At 32.7% G+C, this 15,756-nt stretch carries 15 protein-coding genes and 1 pseudogene; 1 reads left to right on the forward strand and 15 read right to left on the reverse strand.

The window, feature by feature from the left end:
• Window positions 1–30: 30 nt before the first annotated feature.
• The 13 genes and pseudogenes from ACYQ39_RS01680 to ACYQ39_RS01740 form a co-directional block, all read right to left on the reverse strand.
• Window positions 31–786, reverse strand: coding sequence for a LytR/AlgR family response regulator transcription factor (locus tag ACYQ39_RS01680; protein ID WP_459840142.1), 756 nt, complete (start codon window positions 784–786; stop codon window positions 31–33).
• Window positions 758–2,497 carry a LytS/YhcK type 5TM receptor domain-containing protein gene (locus ACYQ39_RS01685; RefSeq protein WP_459840143.1) on the reverse strand — a complete coding sequence of 580 codons (1,740 nt, stop codon included), beginning with the start codon at window positions 2,495–2,497 and terminating at the stop codon, window positions 758–760. Before ACYQ39_RS01685 ends, ACYQ39_RS01680 begins: the two co-directional genes overlap by 29 nt.
• Window positions 2,498–2,510: 13 nt before the next feature.
• Window positions 2,511–3,098, reverse strand: a complete 588-nt coding sequence (locus ACYQ39_RS01690; RefSeq protein ID WP_459840144.1) for a lysophospholipid acyltransferase family protein — start codon at window positions 3,096–3,098, stop codon at window positions 2,511–2,513.
• 2 nt (window positions 3,099–3,100) lie between these two features.
• A complete protein-coding gene (cmk, locus tag ACYQ39_RS01695) occupies window positions 3,101–3,769 on the reverse strand; it encodes a (d)CMP kinase (RefSeq protein WP_459840145.1) in 669 nt (222 codons plus the stop codon).
• A 95-nt stretch (window positions 3,770–3,864) separates the two neighbouring features.
• Window positions 3,865–4,701: a sigma-70 family RNA polymerase sigma factor gene (locus ACYQ39_RS01700; RefSeq protein WP_459840146.1), complete on the reverse strand. Its 837-nt coding sequence runs from the start codon at window positions 4,699–4,701 to the stop codon at window positions 3,865–3,867.
• Between the two features lie 170 nt (window positions 4,702–4,871).
• Window positions 4,872–5,228, reverse strand: a pseudogene (locus ACYQ39_RS01705) (SLC13 family permease); the annotation flags it as partial.
• Between the two features lie 282 nt (window positions 5,229–5,510).
• The gene (gene aroA, locus ACYQ39_RS01710; RefSeq protein WP_459840147.1) at window positions 5,511–6,797 is read right to left on the reverse strand and encodes a 3-phosphoshikimate 1-carboxyvinyltransferase; all 1,287 of its coding nucleotides are present in this window, start codon (window positions 6,795–6,797) and stop codon (window positions 5,511–5,513) included.
• Window positions 6,798–6,863: 66 nt separating this feature from the next.
• Window positions 6,864–7,952, reverse strand: coding sequence for a prephenate dehydrogenase/arogenate dehydrogenase family protein (locus ACYQ39_RS01715; protein ID WP_459840148.1), 1,089 nt, complete (start codon window positions 7,950–7,952; stop codon window positions 6,864–6,866).
• 226 nt (window positions 7,953–8,178) lie between these two features.
• Window positions 8,179–9,195, reverse strand: coding sequence for a 3-deoxy-7-phosphoheptulonate synthase (gene aroF, locus ACYQ39_RS01720; protein ID WP_459840149.1), 1,017 nt, complete (start codon window positions 9,193–9,195; stop codon window positions 8,179–8,181).
• A 30-nt stretch (window positions 9,196–9,225) separates the two neighbouring features.
• Window positions 9,226–10,323: a histidinol-phosphate transaminase gene (hisC, locus tag ACYQ39_RS01725; protein ID WP_459840150.1), complete on the reverse strand. Its 1,098-nt coding sequence runs from the start codon at window positions 10,321–10,323 to the stop codon at window positions 9,226–9,228.
• Entirely contained in the window at window positions 10,323–10,697 is a 375-nt protein-coding gene (aroH, locus tag ACYQ39_RS01730; RefSeq protein ID WP_459840151.1) for a chorismate mutase, read from the reverse strand. The genes hisC and aroH overlap by 1 nt, the downstream gene beginning before the upstream one ends.
• Before the next feature lie 83 nt (window positions 10,698–10,780).
• Window positions 10,781–11,203 (reverse strand): HutP family protein, encoded by a 423-nt coding sequence (locus ACYQ39_RS01735; protein WP_459840152.1) that lies wholly within the window; start codon window positions 11,201–11,203, stop codon window positions 10,781–10,783.
• A 243-nt stretch (window positions 11,204–11,446) separates the two neighbouring features.
• A complete protein-coding gene (locus tag ACYQ39_RS01740; protein WP_459840153.1) occupies window positions 11,447–11,953 on the reverse strand; it encodes a hypothetical protein in 507 nt (168 codons plus the stop codon).
• 285 nt (window positions 11,954–12,238) lie between these two features.
• Between ACYQ39_RS01740 and ACYQ39_RS01745 the strand changes: the two genes are divergently transcribed.
• Entirely contained in the window at window positions 12,239–13,501 is a 1,263-nt protein-coding gene (locus tag ACYQ39_RS01745; protein WP_459840154.1) for a GGDEF domain-containing protein, read from the forward strand.
• Window positions 13,502–13,546: 45 nt separating this feature from the next.
• Here the strand turns inward: ACYQ39_RS01745 and ACYQ39_RS01750 are convergent, their stop codons facing one another.
• A complete protein-coding gene (locus tag ACYQ39_RS01750) occupies window positions 13,547–14,773 on the reverse strand; it encodes a BaiN/RdsA family NAD(P)/FAD-dependent oxidoreductase (RefSeq protein WP_459840156.1) in 1,227 nt (408 codons plus the stop codon).
• Between the two features lie 281 nt (window positions 14,774–15,054).
• Complete coding sequence (gene rnc / locus ACYQ39_RS01755; protein WP_459840157.1) at window positions 15,055–15,753, reverse strand: ribonuclease III; 699 nt, start codon at window positions 15,751–15,753, stop codon at window positions 15,055–15,057.
• Window positions 15,754–15,756 lie beyond the last annotated feature (3 nt).

Raw genomic sequence — 15,756 nt, forward strand, 5'->3', positions numbered from 1 at the left:
AAAATGAAAATAGTCCCCTATACTAGGGGACTATAAATTAAATATATATTTAATAACTTCTACTTTAGATCTACTAACAGGAACCTTCATCTCTTGTTGGTCATCCATCACTACCTGATACTTTCCTTTAAACCAGGGAATAACCTCTTTAACTTGCTTTAAATTAATCAAATAACTACGATGAATTCTTAAAAAAGAGGTATTATTTAACTTACTTTCTAATTCCTTTAGATTCAGATCAACTTGATACTCCTGATCATATGTTTTAGTATATACCTTACTATTTTTAGTAAAAAAGATTATAATATCATTATAGTCTAATAACTTGATTCTACCTCTTTTACCACATACAGGTATTTTATTCACTTGCCAAGATTTATCTTTTAACTTATCCTCAATTACTTCATAGTGTCTATCAAAATAAGCCTCTTTAACCCGCTTTATAGTTTCTAACAATCTATCTTTATCATAAGGCTTTAAAATATAATCAACAGCTTCTACTCCAAAAGCTTCTAAAGCATATTCATCATAAGCAGTAATAAATATAACAACAGGTTTATTGTTCATTCCTTTAATCTCTTGCGCTACTTCCATTCCTGTTTTTCCAGGCATTTGTATATCTAATAAAATCAAATCAGGCTCCTGAGTTTTAACTAACTCTAGAGCCTGTAAACCATCTGCAGCTTGACCTATTAACCTTATATCTTTAATTTCACTTAATAAAAAATTAAGTTCATTACGAGCTGGAAATTCATCTTCAGCAATAACGGTTCTTATCTTGCTCATTAGTATCTTCCTTTCTTACTTGTGGAAGAGTAATTACAACAGTTGTACTTTGATTCAATTGACTATCAATTTCTACTCCATATTCTAAACCATAAAGTTTCTTAATTCTCTGATCTACATTACTGATACCAATCTGTTCATTACTAGATTCTAGAGTTAAAATTTGTTTTAGTTCATCTTGCTTAATCCCTATTCCATTATCAGTTACCTTTAATATCATATTATCTTCTTCTTCCAAAGCCAAAATCTCAATTAATCCTTGGTCTACTTTATCAGCTAAGCCATGTTTAATAGCATTTTCAACTATAGGTTGTAAAGTAAAACTAGGTAGGTAATAATCAACTAATCTGTCAGGAACTTTAACCTCTACCTCTAATCTATTACCAAATCTAGCCTGTTCAATATCTATATAATGTTGCACAAATTCTAATTCTTTGGCAAGAGTAATTTGGCGACAATCTTGTTGTAGATTTTTACGAAATAACTTAGCTAATTTCATTAATAATCTGCGAGCCCGTTCAGGATTAGTCCGACAAAAAGACATAATTGTATTGAGAGCATTAAATAAAAAATGAGGTCTGATCTGAGCTTGTAGAGCTTTAAGTTCAGCTTCAGTTGCTAATTGAGCTTGCTGGCGTAAAGTTGATATATGGAGTTGTGTTGATAATAGATTAGCAATTCCCTTTGCCAACTCAATATCCAAATCATTGATACTCTCTTCTTCAGTCTTATATAACTTTAAAGCTCCAGTTACCTTTTCTTCATTTCCTTTAGTTAAAGGAGCAATTACAGCAGCCTTAAGTTGACAGTCTAAAACTGGACATCCTAGATCTTCTTTATTGGCTACTATAGTCAAATGTCCTTCAGCCAAGGCTTCTTTAGTTGCTTGAGTCAAAATCTCTTCTTCTGGCTGATGATGATCTTCTCCTACTCCACAATGGGCCAACACCTCTTGACAATTAGTTATTGAGACTGCTGCTACATCAGTTATTTCAAGAATAATCTTAGCAGTCTCTAAAGCAGACTCATAATTTAAACCATCTTGTAAATAATTTAAACTTTGGTTAGCTATTTTTAATGCTTTGTAGGACTGTAAAGCCTTTATTTTCTTCTCTTTTGCCATGCTTTTGTGTAATATATAAATAAAAAAAGAAATTCCACAAGCATTACTTAAGATCATAGGCAAAGAAATCAACTTAACTAATTGATAAGCTTCAGTATAAGGATTACTAAGTGCTAATACCAAACCCATTTCTACTATCTCAATGGCTATCCCTAATAAAAATCCTTCTTCAATTGTAACCTTTCCTAAAGGACGTCTACGATAAATAATACCACTAGATAATCCAGCTAAAATAGTAGCTAATGCACAGGCAAAAGCGGTAAAACCACCTAAATAATAACGATGAATTCCTCCAATTAATCCAGCTAATAATCCAACTATTGGCCCACCTAATAATCCACCTATTACAGCACCAATAGCCCTAATATTAGCATAAGCTCCTTGAATATAGATTCCTAGATAAGTTCCTAGTAAAGATAAAAAACCAAATAAAAGAGCCAATAATAATTTATTCTTTATCTCTTTCTTCTGTAACAAGTTTTGAAAGAAATTAGTCTCTAAACCTAATAAATAAGCAAAAATAGTTATTACAGATATACTTTTAACTAAGGAGAGTAAGATATAATTAATATCAATATAAGTTAACACCTGTTAATCTTCCTTACTCTAACAACTTGGCTATTTTTGCCATAATTTCTTTACCAGCTCGTCTCTTTTCTTCCTTAGTTAATCTTCTATCATAAAATCTTTTTAATTTAAAAGGTTGTCCAATATTAACCTCAACCTCTCTTTGAAAAGGACTTCCAGTTCCAGATAACCCTACAGGTAAAATAGGCACCTTAGATTTTGTAGCAAGCATTACTATTCCTAGTTTGGCTCTTTTTAGTTTTGAACCTGGGTTCCGAGTACCTTCTGGAAATAAAGCTAATACTTTACCATTATCTAATATTTGTAAAGCTTTCTTAATAGCTGATTTATCAGCTCCACCTCTTCTGACAGGAAAAGCACCATAATACTTTAGTACTTTATCAGCCACTGGATTCTTAAATAAATCTTTTTTAGCCATATAATGTACTTTACGATCCAAAGCAGCAGCTAAAATAGGGGGATCAAAGTTACTAACATGATTAGATACCACAATCGTTGGCCCAGATTGAGGTAGATTATCTCCTCCATTTACTTCCCAACTGAATCCTAATTTAAATAAAGTACGGAATATTTGTTGAGTAACATTATAAGTAAAGTCCATCTTTACTCCTCCTGGCAGATAAAAATTATTTTATCAATTACTTCATCTACAACTAAATCAGTAGTATCTACTTCAATTGCATCCTTAGCTTTCTTTAAAGGGCCAACTTCTCGATTGCGGTCTAGCTTATCCCGTTTAATAATCTCCTCTTTAAGATGATCAAAATCAACTTTCTCTCCTTGCTCTTCAAGTTGCTGATATCGTCTCCTAGTTCTCTCCTCTACAGAAGCAGTTAAAAAGATCTTGACATCAGCGTCAGGTAAAACAACAGTACCTATATCTCGACCATCCATAACCACTCCACAACGAGTAGCTAATCTACGTTGAGCTTTAACTAACTCATTTCTGACTCCTTCTACTTGAGCCACTAAAGAGACATGACTACTAACTTGATTTGTTCTAATCTCCTTTGTTACATCATCTTTATCTAATAAGACCTGTTCTTGCTCTCCTTTTTTAGTAAAAGTAACTTCTGTCTTCTTAGCTAATTCTACTAAATCATCCTTAGATTCTAAATCTATACCTATTTGTAATGCTTTAAAAGTTATAGCACGATACATAGCTCCTGTATCAATATAGATATATCCTAACTTATCAGCTACAGATTTAGCTACTGTACTTTTTCCAGCACCTGCTGGTCCATCAATTGCTATTGTTAATTCTTGATCCATATTTATCAGACCCCTTTTCCTCTTTTGAAAATTTCAACAAATAGTATAATATTTTAACCACATCTATTATAGCAATCTATTATATTGTTTGCAAATTAGGAAGAAAGATAACCTTTTAATTTTTTACTTCGTTTAGGATGACGTAGTCTCTGTAATGCTTTCTTCTCTATCTGTCTAATTCTTTCACGAGATAAATCATAATCTTTACCAATCTCACGTAAAGTTCTAGGTCTACCATCTAATAAACCAAAACGTAGCTGTATAATCCTCTTTTCACGTCCCGATAAAGTATCTAATACATCTTCTAACTCTTCTTTTAGCATCTGATCATCAGCCAATTTATCAGGAGAAGGTATATTCGGATCCTCAATAACTTCACCTAGATAACAATCATTATCTTCACCTACAGGAGTATCTAAAGAAATTGGATCTTGAACTAACTGTTGTATCTTCTTTACTTTATCTTCTGAACAGTTCATTTCATCAGCCAATTCTTCTAATGTTGGTTCTCTACCTAAATCACCAGATAATCTATTAAAAATTTTAAGATACTTATTAATAGACTCCCAAATATGGGCTGGAACTCTAATTGTTCGTGATTTGTCTGCTAAAGCCCTATTAATACGCTGTTTAATCCACCAAGTCGCATAAGTACTAAAACGACAACCTCTTTCATGGTCAAATTTCTGGATTGCTTTCATAAGTCCTAAATTACCTTCTTGAATCAGATCTAAGAAGTCCAATCCTTGACCAACATATTTCTTAGCAATACTGACTACCAACCTCAAATTAGCCTCAATTAAATCTTGCTCTGCTTCTTTATCTCCTTCTTCAATTTCTTTAGCTAATTGTTTCTCTTCTTCTGCAGTTAATAGTTCGTGGGCCGATTGATTAAGGTACAGTTTTATTCCATCATTAACTTCTACTCCCATTTTCATCCCCCTTTGTAGGTATCACTTACTATTTATTTTATTCACTAACAGGAAGAACTTTACTTATTACTTATAATGATTATTTCTAATAAAATGCTTTTTCTCCTGCAAAAGATTAATATTTACTACAAAAAATAGAAAAAGCAGAGCTTTACAAGCCTGCTTTTTCTTTATAATCCCCAAAAGAAAGCAATACAAAGAGGAGTAATTATAGCTAACAATAACTGTAAAGGAGCTCCTACAATCATAAAATCACGAAACTGATAACCTCCTGGCCCATAAACCATTAAATTTGTCTGATAACCCATTGGAGTTAAAAAAGCTGTACTAGCAGCGAAAGTAACTGCTAAGATAAAAGAAAATGGATTAGCTCCTAACTGTTGAGCAGCATCTACTGCAACAGGAATCATTAATACCACACTAGCATTATTACTGATAATATTAGTTAACAGATAAAAAATACCTAAAACAACTAGTGGTGGAGCTGATTTAACAACTTTTAACTTATTACCTGTTAGAGAATTAGCATTTGCTATTGACTGAAAAAGAAATAAAAAGATAAATAATATTAGTAAACTATATATTAAGAAACCTTTTCTTCTCAATGTATACATATTAGCCTCCTTCCATTTGATTTTTAATAAACTGTTGACTATAATGACTCAGATGAAGACTAATAATACATCTAGATATGTTTATGAATAATCATAGATCAATTTTAAACCTGCACTAAACACCACTCTATATTGTAACAACAGATTTATCTTGTGTCAATTAAAAAAACCTCTAGTTCTCACTAGAGGTTAGCTTTATAAACTTATTAATAATTCATTAAATCCAGGAAAGGAAATATTAATACAATCTGCCTTCTCTATTGTAATTGGTTTCTCAGCTATTAAACCTGCTACAGCTAAAGACATTGCTACTCGATGATCATGATAACTATAACAATTAACTCCTCCAGTAATCTCCTGCTGACCAACTATCTCTAAACCATCTTCTCTTTCTTCTACTTCAACTCCTAATCTTCGTAACTCTTTGACCATAGCATCTATTCTATCTGTCTCTTTTACTCTTAACTCTTGGGCATCTTTAATTACCGTCTTACCTTCAGCTTGAGTAGCAGCAATAGCTAAAATAGGAATCTCATCAATTAATAACGGAATTAAATCCCCTTCAATAGTTGTCGCCTGTAGTTGACTACTTCTGACTACAATATCTGCTATCGGTTCTCCATTAACTTCTCTTTCATTTACTAGCTCAAGATCAGCATTCATCTGCTCTAAAGCAGTCATTACTCCATCTCGAGTTGGATTAAGCCCTACATTCTCTAAGACAATCTCTGAATCAGGTGTAATCAAACCAGCTACCATAATAAAAGCAGCCGAAGAAATATCTCCTGGCACTACTACTTTCTTGCCTGTTAACTTAGGCGCTCCTTTAACACTTACTTTTAATCCATCTACCTCAACATCAGCTCCAAAATAATCTAACATTCTCTCAGTATGATCTCGCGATTTAGATGGTTCTATTACTTCTGTTATACCATCAGCATATAGACCAGCTAATAGAATAGAAGATTTAACCTGAGCACTAGCTACAGGAGAATTATACTGAATTGGCTCTAAGTCCTGTCCTCCTACTACACTAATAGGCAACAAATTAGCATTATCTCGTCCATAAAACTTACCATTCATTTCTCCTACAGGATCAGTTACTCTAGCCATTGGACGACTCCGTAATGAATCATCACCAGTTACTACAGAGTAAAAATCCTGTCCAGCTAAGATACCCAGCATCAAACGGGTAGTAGTTCCTGAATTGCCTAGATCAAGAAAATCTTCTGGTTCCTCTAACCCATTTAATCCTTGACCGTAAATAGTCATCTCCTCTTCTCCTATACCCTCTATCTCAACTCCTAGCTGTTGGAAAGCACGCACAGTACTTAAACAGTCTTCCCCTGTCAAGAAACCTTCAATCTCTGTCTTTCCTTCAGCCAATGAGCCTAACATTACGGCACGATGGGAGATAGATTTATCACCTGGTACTTTTACTTGGCCTTGTAAATTATTCTTAGGCTCTATTGTTAAGTCCACTATTTCCCCACCTCTTCTTCGGTTAATAATTTATTAATCCCTTTTATTTTAATCCTTAATTGTCGATTACTTCTTTATTACTTTATAATCATACTCCTGTAATAACTGATAGGCCTCTTCTTGTTCTTCTTCTTGACTAAAACTAAGTCTGATTGTACCACCTTCATCTCTTACTTTCAAAACTTCAATATCTTGAATATTAATCTCTGCTTCACCTAATAGAGTAGCTACTTGACCAATCTGATTAGGTTTATCTTTTAAAGTAAGGATTAATTCATAATTACTTGGTAAGAGACCTTTCTTTTGCATTGGCAACTCAATTCTAGCATCTTTAACCTGGGCCAACTGCCTCTTTAACTCCTCTTCAGATCCAGTAGCAACCAGTTCTCTAAATTGAGTTAAATTATCAGCAAAACTATCTATTGCTTCCAATATCTGTTCTTGATTATTAAGAAAGATATCTTTCCACATTATAGGATCTCCAGCAGCAATCCGAGTTGTATCGCGAAAACCACCACCAATTAACGAAGTAAGTAGTTCATTCTTTTGAGAATAATCATTCACTACTTGCATTAAACTAACTGCAACCATATGAGGTAAATGGCTAGTTACTCCTACAATTTGATCATGATTCTCTGGTTCAATAACTAAAGGTTGTGCTCCTATCTCTTCTACTAATCTTTTTAATTTATTTAAGGACTGACTATTTGTCTGGGCAGTTGTAGTTAAAGCATAAATAGCATTTTCAAATAAATGCTTATCAGCTCCACTAGGACCTGAAATCTCTGAACCAGCCATAGGATGACCACCAATATAAGTCTGTTCTTCTAATAACTGATCTAACTCTGTAACTATTTTTGATTTAGTACTACCTACATCAGTAATAATAGTTTGGGAGTCTAAATAAGGTAAAACTTCCTCTACTATGTTAGAAATAATCCCTACAGGTACAGCTAAAACTACTAAATCAACTCCCTGAACACCTGATTCTAAATCAGCCTTCTTATCAATAGCTCCAATATCCAAGGCTTCTTGCAGATGGTGGAGGTTCTGATCAATCCCCACTACCTGTTCCACCTGGTCAATATCCTGTAAAGCTAAGCCTAAAGAAGTACCAATTAGGCCTACTCCAACAATTGCTACTTGCCTAATCATCTTCTCACCTCAATACTATAGTCATGAGTCTTGAGTCATGAGTCTTGGGCTGTAGACTAATTCAAAATCTTTTACTTCAAAATTAAAATTACTATAACCTCTATATTTTAAAGAATTGAACTGCTCATGACGCATAGCCCACAACCCACAGCTTAATATAAGATTTTATTTAATATTAATATGACTCACTTAGAATTAAATATTTATCGTCACTAGCTAGTTTTTGCTATAACTTACGACCTACTGCCTCAGCAATTGGTTTCATATCTGTAACCAATTGTTTGAACTTATCTGGACGTAATGACTGTGGCCCATCGCATAAAGCATTAGCTGGATCAGGATGTACCTCAGTCATAATACCATCTGCACCAGCTGCTAGAGCTGCTTTAGCTAATGGTGATACATACTTCCAACTACCTGTTCCATGGCTTGGATCGATAATTATTGGTAAATGACTTAACTCTCGAATAACAGGAATAACAGATAAATCAACTGTATTTCGCGTCTCATTAACAAAAGTTCTAATTCCACGTTCACAAAGAATTACATTATAATTTCCACCAGCCATAATATATTCAGCAGCCATTAATAGCTCCTTATAAGTACCAGTCATAGCCCTCTTTAATAAGACAGGAGTATCAGTCTTACCTACTTCTCGTAGCAATGGGTAATTCTGCATATTCCGAGCACCAATCTGGAAAATATCTGCATACTCACCTACTACTTCTACTTCTCGAGTATCCATTACTTCTGTAACAACCTTTAAGCCAGTCTCTTGGGCTGCTTCAGATAACATCTGTAGACCTTTCTCTTTTAAGCCTTGGAAACTATATGGTGAAGTCCGGGGTTTAAAAGCTCCTCCTCTTAAAATCTGAGCTCCACCTTCTTTAACCTGTCTAGCTGCTTTAAATAACTGTTCTTTACTCTCAACTGCACATGGCCCAGCCATAATCGTAAAGTTATCGCCACCAACTTTAACACCATCAACATCAATTACAGAAGGATCTGATTTAAACTCTTTACCTACTAATTTATAAGGTTTACTAATCTCAATTACCTTTTCAACACCAGCGAAAGCTCCAATAGAATTTAATACCTTTTCTCGATTACCATCACCGACAACTCCTACAACAGTCTGATGTTCTCCTCTATCAGGATGAGCTTGAAAACCTTCTCCTTCTATCTTATTAACTACTCCTTGAATCTCTTCTTCTTTAGCCTGTGATTCCATTACAATAATCATTTCTAATTCCTCCCTACTCTAATTATATAATTATAAACTTAAAACTTCTTTTAAAGCCTTAATAAAAGCTTTATTCTCTTCTGGTAAGCCAACAGTCACTCTAATCTTAGTTTGATAGCCAAAAGATGATAAACTTCTAATGATAATTCCCTTTTGTAACATTTCTTCAAAAACTTGATCATTATCCTCTTCTACATCAACTATAATAAAGTTAGCTTCTGTTGGTATATACTCTAATCCTAACTTCTCGAATTCTTGATAAAGATACTTCTTGCCTTGCTCATTATAGTCTAGAGTCTGTGCTAAATGTTTCTTATCATCTAAACTACTACAAGCTCCAACTTGAGCTATAGCATTAACATTAAAAGGTTGTCTAACGCGACCTAAGTAATCAATAATCTCTTGACTAGCAATACCATAGCCTAATCGCAAACCTGATAAACCATAGACTTTAGAAAAAGTACGTAAAATTACTACATTATCATATTCTCCTAAATAATCTATTGTCTCTGGATAAAGATCACTAGTTACATATTCATTATAAGCCTCATCAAAAACAACAATTACATCATCAGGCACTTGAGCCAAAAATTCTTCTACCTTTTCTTCAGTTACAATAGTTCCTGTTGGATTATTAGGATTACAGATAAAGACTAACTTTGTCTTATCTGTAATTGCATCTAACATTCCTTCTAAGTCATGAGTATAATCCTTAAGAGGTACTTCAACCAGCTCGCCCCCCATTAAATTAGTAGCAAATTCATACTCACTAAAAGTAGTCTTAGCTGCAACTATTTCATCATCAGACTTGATAAAAGTCTGACCTAAATAAGCCAGTAACTCATCTGAGCCATTACCAAAAATCAACTGTCCAGGCTCTACCTTTAAGTTATTACTTAACTTCTGTCTTAATTTATGAAGATTGCCATCAGGATAAATATGCACCTGCTCTAAAGCTGCTTTCATATCTTCTTTAGCAGTTGGTGAAGCTCCTAATGGATTTTCATTAGAGGCTAGCTTAATTACCTTCTCTAATCCTAATTCACGCTTTACTTCTTCAATTGGTTTGCCAGGTACATAAGGTTTAATATCCATAATCGCATCTCTAACTAAACTCTGCTCTACCATCATTCTCCTCCTCTCTCAACTAAATCTGGTCTCAATTTTTTAGCCTTTTTTAAATAAATATGATTAATATCAGCTAAAGATTTATCAGTATTATAATGAATTAATACTCTAATACACTTCTCAAGGGCTCCATTAATTTCTAACTCCTTAGTACAAAATAAAGGTACTTCTGACCAACCTAACTCTCGTGCTGCTTGAGCAGGAAAGGCTTGGTCTAAATCAGAGGTCATAGAAAAAATAATTGATGCTATATGTTCTTGCTGAAGATCATTAGCTGCTATTAATTGCTCTAGCAATTCTTCAGTAGCAACTAAAATCTGCTTCTCACTATTCTCCTCTACTGTGACAGCTCCTCTAATTCCTCTTACCTGCATATTTGCCATCCTTTCTATTTAAGCTTAAGTTTGATTTTAAGCCCTAATCACGGCTCAATCTCAAACTTAAACTTAAAGTTAAATTATTTATGTACAGCTCTATGACCTAAACCAATAGCCATCTCATTAAGATGTAGTAGACCAATAGCAAAAAAGACTGCTACACTGATATGGTCTTCTTGTCTAGCTATACCTATCTTTCCTCCTACATTAAAACCTGTGGCCTTTGTCTGGATCTGAGTTATAGCTTCTCTAGCAGCACCAGCTACTGCTCCTAGCTCAGCATGATTATCCTTAATTACATCTTCTCTTTCAGCTGCTACTACAGCTCGTTCAATTATCTTTTTAATTGAATCATTAAATTCTCCTCCAAAGTCAACAGCAGCTACCTTTAATCCTTGATTCTTATATTCTGTCTTTAATTTATCTTCTTCTTGCCTATCACTTAGTGACATCTTGATTGCTGCTCCAGCAACTTCTTTACTTAGGGCATCTTTCTTCATCATTATCCTCCTATCTAATTACTCAAATTAAAAAAAGCACTCCCATAGGAGTACTCTCATACTTAAAATCTGATATAGTCTGCCCTACTACTCCTGCTCTCCTACTATTTATATTAAATTTTACTACCACCTACTACTATACTATCACTACTACCTTCCTACTATACTACCTAGCTACATTAACTCTGCTACCAAATTATGTTGTTTATCATATTAACACATCTATATAATAAAGACAAGGATAAACTAAAATTTATTTAGTTTCTTTATCTGCCCTAAAACTTTATATTCATCCTTAATCCAAAACTGTTGCTGCTCTTTAAAAATAGAGACTGAAGTAGATAAATCAGTTGCTTTAAACCATAACCCCTTCTTATATCCTCTAGCATCAATAGCAACTATATCCCCTGGTTCAATCTTAAATTTAACCTCCCCGTTCTTAAAATTATCAACTACTTGATCATTAATTAATAATTTTACTTCCGATAACCTTAAACCATTCTGTAAGCTTAAAGTAGCATATTCATTTTGAATAGAAAATACTTTCTTAGCAGGTGCATTAAAGTTAGGTTCTTTTTTTACTACCAAAAATTCATCCACCATTGGAACCTTACTAATTAAACTATTCTTTAAATTAGGATTAGTTAAGATTATTTGGACTGCTACTATCAAAATAAAACCTATAATGATTGATCTAATTAATACCCTTTCAATTTTTTTAATCATTCTTTCCAATTTATTATATCGAGACATATAATTCCCCCTTAGGATACTTTTTCATTATAGTAGTATGTATTATAAGGGGAATAAATTCCTAAATAGATTACTTTTCTAATTCTAACTTCTCTAACAAACTCTCATATAAGTAACTCAAATAAAATATAAAGACTAATCATCACCTGACTATACTATTCAGTCTTGACATAATTAGAAATATACTATAAAATGGTCAACAATGAATAATTATTATCTTTTTTTGAAAAATCATTGATAATAATTATCAATTTCATGTAAATAAGCTATTAAGGAGGTTTAAAGTTGAATTTTTCTCAGTCAATAACTACTAACCGCTTTAATTTACTCCGTTACTTCATTATTACAGCTCTAATAGCCATGCTACTATTTACTACTTTCTATACTTATTATCTATCTAATAAGATAAGAAGAGCAATGTTTGCTGAAAAAATTTCATTTAGCAAAATAATTGCCGAAAAACTAAAATACGATTTCAAACATAAAATTATGATTCCTGCCTTAAAGGGTAATATGAATATAAATCTTAAAGAAGGTAAATTTATCGAAAAATTAAATCATTTAATGCAAGAGTATCAAAAAGACTTTAATATTCGACAAATTAATTTAATTCAAAAAAATAGACTAATTATATATAGTACTAGAAAGGGATTAAAAGGAAAGTTAGGTAAAGACAGCCCTGCTTTTCAAAAAGCTATATCAGGTAAACTTGGAACTAAATTAGAATACTCTCCTGAAGATAATGCAAAAACTAGTCTGGAAATCTTTGTACCTTTTAAACTAAAGGGCAAAATTGTAGGAGTTGTAATGATCTATCAAAATATTAATGATGTATTAGCAAGTATTAAAGATAATCAGGCAGATATTATTAGAACTAGTATAATAACAATGTCATTGTTATTCTTAATTTTATTTTTAATCGTTAGACAAGGAGATAAAAATATTAAAAAACAACATAAGAAATTAACTGATTTTAATCATAAGTTAGAAAAAAAGGTTAAAAATCGAACTAAAAAATTAGAAGAACTTAACAATGAATTAAAAGAACTAGCTATTAGAGACGGCTTGACTGGTCTTTATAATCATACAGAAATAAAAAAACATTTAGCGAAAACATTCCAGCAAGCTAAAAATGAAGATGCAAATTTTAGTTGTCTTATGATAGATATTGACCATTTTAAACAACTTAATGACAACTTTAGTCACCAATTTGGAGATAAAGTGTTAAAGCGTGTAGCTAATGCTATAACAGAAATTACTCGTAGAAAAGATACTGTAGGCCGTTATGGTGGAGAGGAATTTACAGTACTATTAAAAGAGGTCAATTATAAACAGACTTATACTATAGCAGAAAGAATTCGAAAGAATATAAAACGACAACTCTTCACTGTTAACAAACAAAGAGTAACAGTCACAGTTAGTATTGGAATTAGTACCTATAATGAGAACTTAAATTCACCTGATGAGGTTTTAAAAGTAGCTGATCAAGCTCTATACCAAGCTAAAAATAAAGGTAGAAATCAAGTAATGAGTAAGAAAGGAAGATGATATTAATAAAATTACAAGAAAGATCACCTCCTTCTCACTCAATATTTAAATGTTACTTCCAACTACATGCCCCATAGAAAATGCTGCTTGTAGATTAAATCCACCTGTATAAGCATCTATATCAACTATCTCTCCAGCAAAGTATAATCCGTCTATTAACTTAGATTCTAAAGTAGACGGGTTAATCTCTTCTGTATCTATACCTCCTGATGTTACAATAGCTTGATTGAATCCTTGCGTACCAGTTATAGTTAATTCTAAGTTAGTCAATAAATCTATTAATTCTTTTCGCTCTTCTTTAGTAATCTGATTAACAAATTTAGTAGCAGAGATTGATGATAACTGTACAATAACAGGAATTAATTTGCTAGGTAGTAAATCTCCTAGACTATTCTTAAATTGTTTCCGTGAATACTTAGCGAAATCTCTCTGTAATCTATTATCAAGTTTTTCTAAAGATAAGGCTGGTTTAAGATTGATTCTTACTTTTATACTATGATACCCTAAATAATCTACAACATCACGACTTAAAGTCAAGATAATTGGCCCGCTGACTCCAAAATGAGTAAATAACATTTCACCAAACTTTTCTTTCTTCTCTTCACCATCTATCACTAAAGTAGCTGTTATATTCTTTAAATCTAGCCCTTGTAATTCTGGCACCCATTCCTCTTTTGTTTCTAAAGGAACTAAAGAAGGTCTAATAGATGTAACTGTATGTCCTAGCTCTTTTGCTATATCATAACCATCACCTGCTGAACCAGTTGTTGGATAAGCTTTACCTCCAACTGCTAATAAGACATTAGAAGCAGAATATATCTTATCATCTTCAGTCTTTACTCCTGTTACTTGACCATTCTCTGTAATAAGATTATCTACTGTACTATTTAGTCTAACTTCTACACCACCTTCTTTCATAAACTTACTTAGAGCTTCAACAATATCCTGAGCTGAATCTGAAACTGGAAAGACTCTATTACCTCGTTCAACCTTTGTTTCAACTCCTAATTCAGCAAAAAAGTTTCTTAGTTGCCAATTAGAAAAGGAATACAAAGAACTATAAAGAAATTTTCCATTTTCGGGGAAATTATTAATTATCTCCTCTATCTCACAATCATTAGTTAAATTACATCTGCCTTTACCTGTTATCAATATTTTTTTACCAACTTGTTCATTCTTCTCTAATAATAATACATCTTTTCCTCTCTCGGCAGCAATTCCTGCTGCCATCATCCCTGCTGCCCCACCACCTACTACAATAAAATCATACATATTTAGTCTCCTTTCATTATCAATCAATTCTAGAGTAACAAAATCATAAGCAAATGATTCTTATTACGAAGGCTCCTATTTTCCAAACCTAAAAGATAGATTAGTTTAAAACTTTCAAACCTCTATATTATAGGAATTTGAACTATGCTTTTAAACTATACTTATGATTTTAAATTTAAATTGACTCATCCTATAAGTTTCATAGAAACTATCCGTCATAAAAAGCATCTACTCATAGTCCAACTTGTAACTAAAACAAAAAGTAGCTCGTAATTTACGAGCTACTCCAGCTTATTAATTGCCTTTTTAGCAGCCTGCTGTTCGGCTTCTTTTTTACTGAATCCGGTTCCTACACCTAAAATTTTATCAGCAAAAGTGACTTCAACAGTAAAATGCTTATTATGGTCAGGCCCTTCTTCCTCAATCACTTTATACTCTGGACGTAAATTAGAATCTTGTTGTACCAATTCTTGTAGTAAAGTCTTATAATCTCGAATGTAATCTCCTTGTTCCACTATCTCTACTTTAGATATTAATAGATCTAATACAAAATCACGAGCTTTATCTAACCCTTGATCTAAATAAATACTGCCTACTACTGCTTCAAAGGCATCAGCTAAAATAGAGTTTCGTTTTCTACCACCTGTCATTTCTTCTCCTTTGCCTAGTAACATATACTCCCCTAATTTAATCTCTTGTGCTTTTTGGGCTAAAATAGGGGAACTAACTACTACAGATCTAATTTTAGCTAGGTCACCTTCAGGATGCTCAGGATAATTAATAAAGATATATCGACTGATAATTAAATCCAAAACTGAATCACCTAAAAATTCTAATCTTTCATTATCTTTAAGATCCAATTCTTGATTTTCATTAGCATAGGATTTATGTGTGATAGCTCGTTCTAATAATTTTAAATCATCAAATTCAACTTCTAACTCCTCTTGTAATTTAACTAAAACTTCTCTATTCATTGCCATCTT

The sequence above is a fragment of the Halanaerocella petrolearia genome, assembly GCF_054657875.1.

Excerpts from the sequence above, each read along its gene's own strand:
- ACYQ39_RS01680 (WP_459840142.1), bottom strand. The coding sequence starts at position 786 with ATGAGCAAGATAAGAACCGTTATTGCTGAAGATGAATTTCCAGCTCGT.
- ACYQ39_RS01690 (WP_459840144.1), bottom strand. The coding sequence starts at position 3,098 with ATGGACTTTACTTATAATGTTACTCAACAAATATTCCGTACTTTATTT.
- cmk (WP_459840145.1), bottom strand. The coding sequence starts at position 3,769 with ATGGATCAAGAATTAACAATAGCAATTGATGGACCAGCAGGTGCTGGA.
- ACYQ39_RS01700 (WP_459840146.1), bottom strand. The coding sequence starts at position 4,701 with ATGGGAGTAGAAGTTAATGATGGAATAAAACTGTACCTTAATCAATCG.
- ACYQ39_RS01715 (WP_459840148.1), bottom strand. The coding sequence starts at position 7,952 with ATGATTAGGCAAGTAGCAATTGTTGGAGTAGGCCTAATTGGTACTTCT.
- aroF (WP_459840149.1), bottom strand. The coding sequence starts at position 9,195 with ATGATTATTGTAATGGAATCACAGGCTAAAGAAGAAGAGATTCAAGGA.
- hisC (WP_459840150.1), bottom strand. The coding sequence starts at position 10,323 with ATGGTAGAGCAGAGTTTAGTTAGAGATGCGATTATGGATATTAAACCT.
- aroH (WP_459840151.1), bottom strand. The coding sequence starts at position 10,697 with ATGCAGGTAAGAGGAATTAGAGGAGCTGTCACAGTAGAGGAGAATAGT.
- ACYQ39_RS01735 (WP_459840152.1), bottom strand. The coding sequence starts at position 11,203 with ATGATGAAGAAAGATGCCCTAAGTAAAGAAGTTGCTGGAGCAGCAATC.
- ACYQ39_RS01740 (WP_459840153.1), bottom strand. The coding sequence starts at position 11,953 with ATGTCTCGATATAATAAATTGGAAAGAATGATTAAAAAAATTGAAAGG.
- ACYQ39_RS01750 (WP_459840156.1), bottom strand. The coding sequence starts at position 14,773 with ATGTATGATTTTATTGTAGTAGGTGGTGGGGCAGCAGGGATGATGGCA.
- rnc (WP_459840157.1), bottom strand. The coding sequence starts at position 15,753 with ATGGCAATGAATAGAGAAGTTTTAGTTAAATTACAAGAGGAGTTAGAA.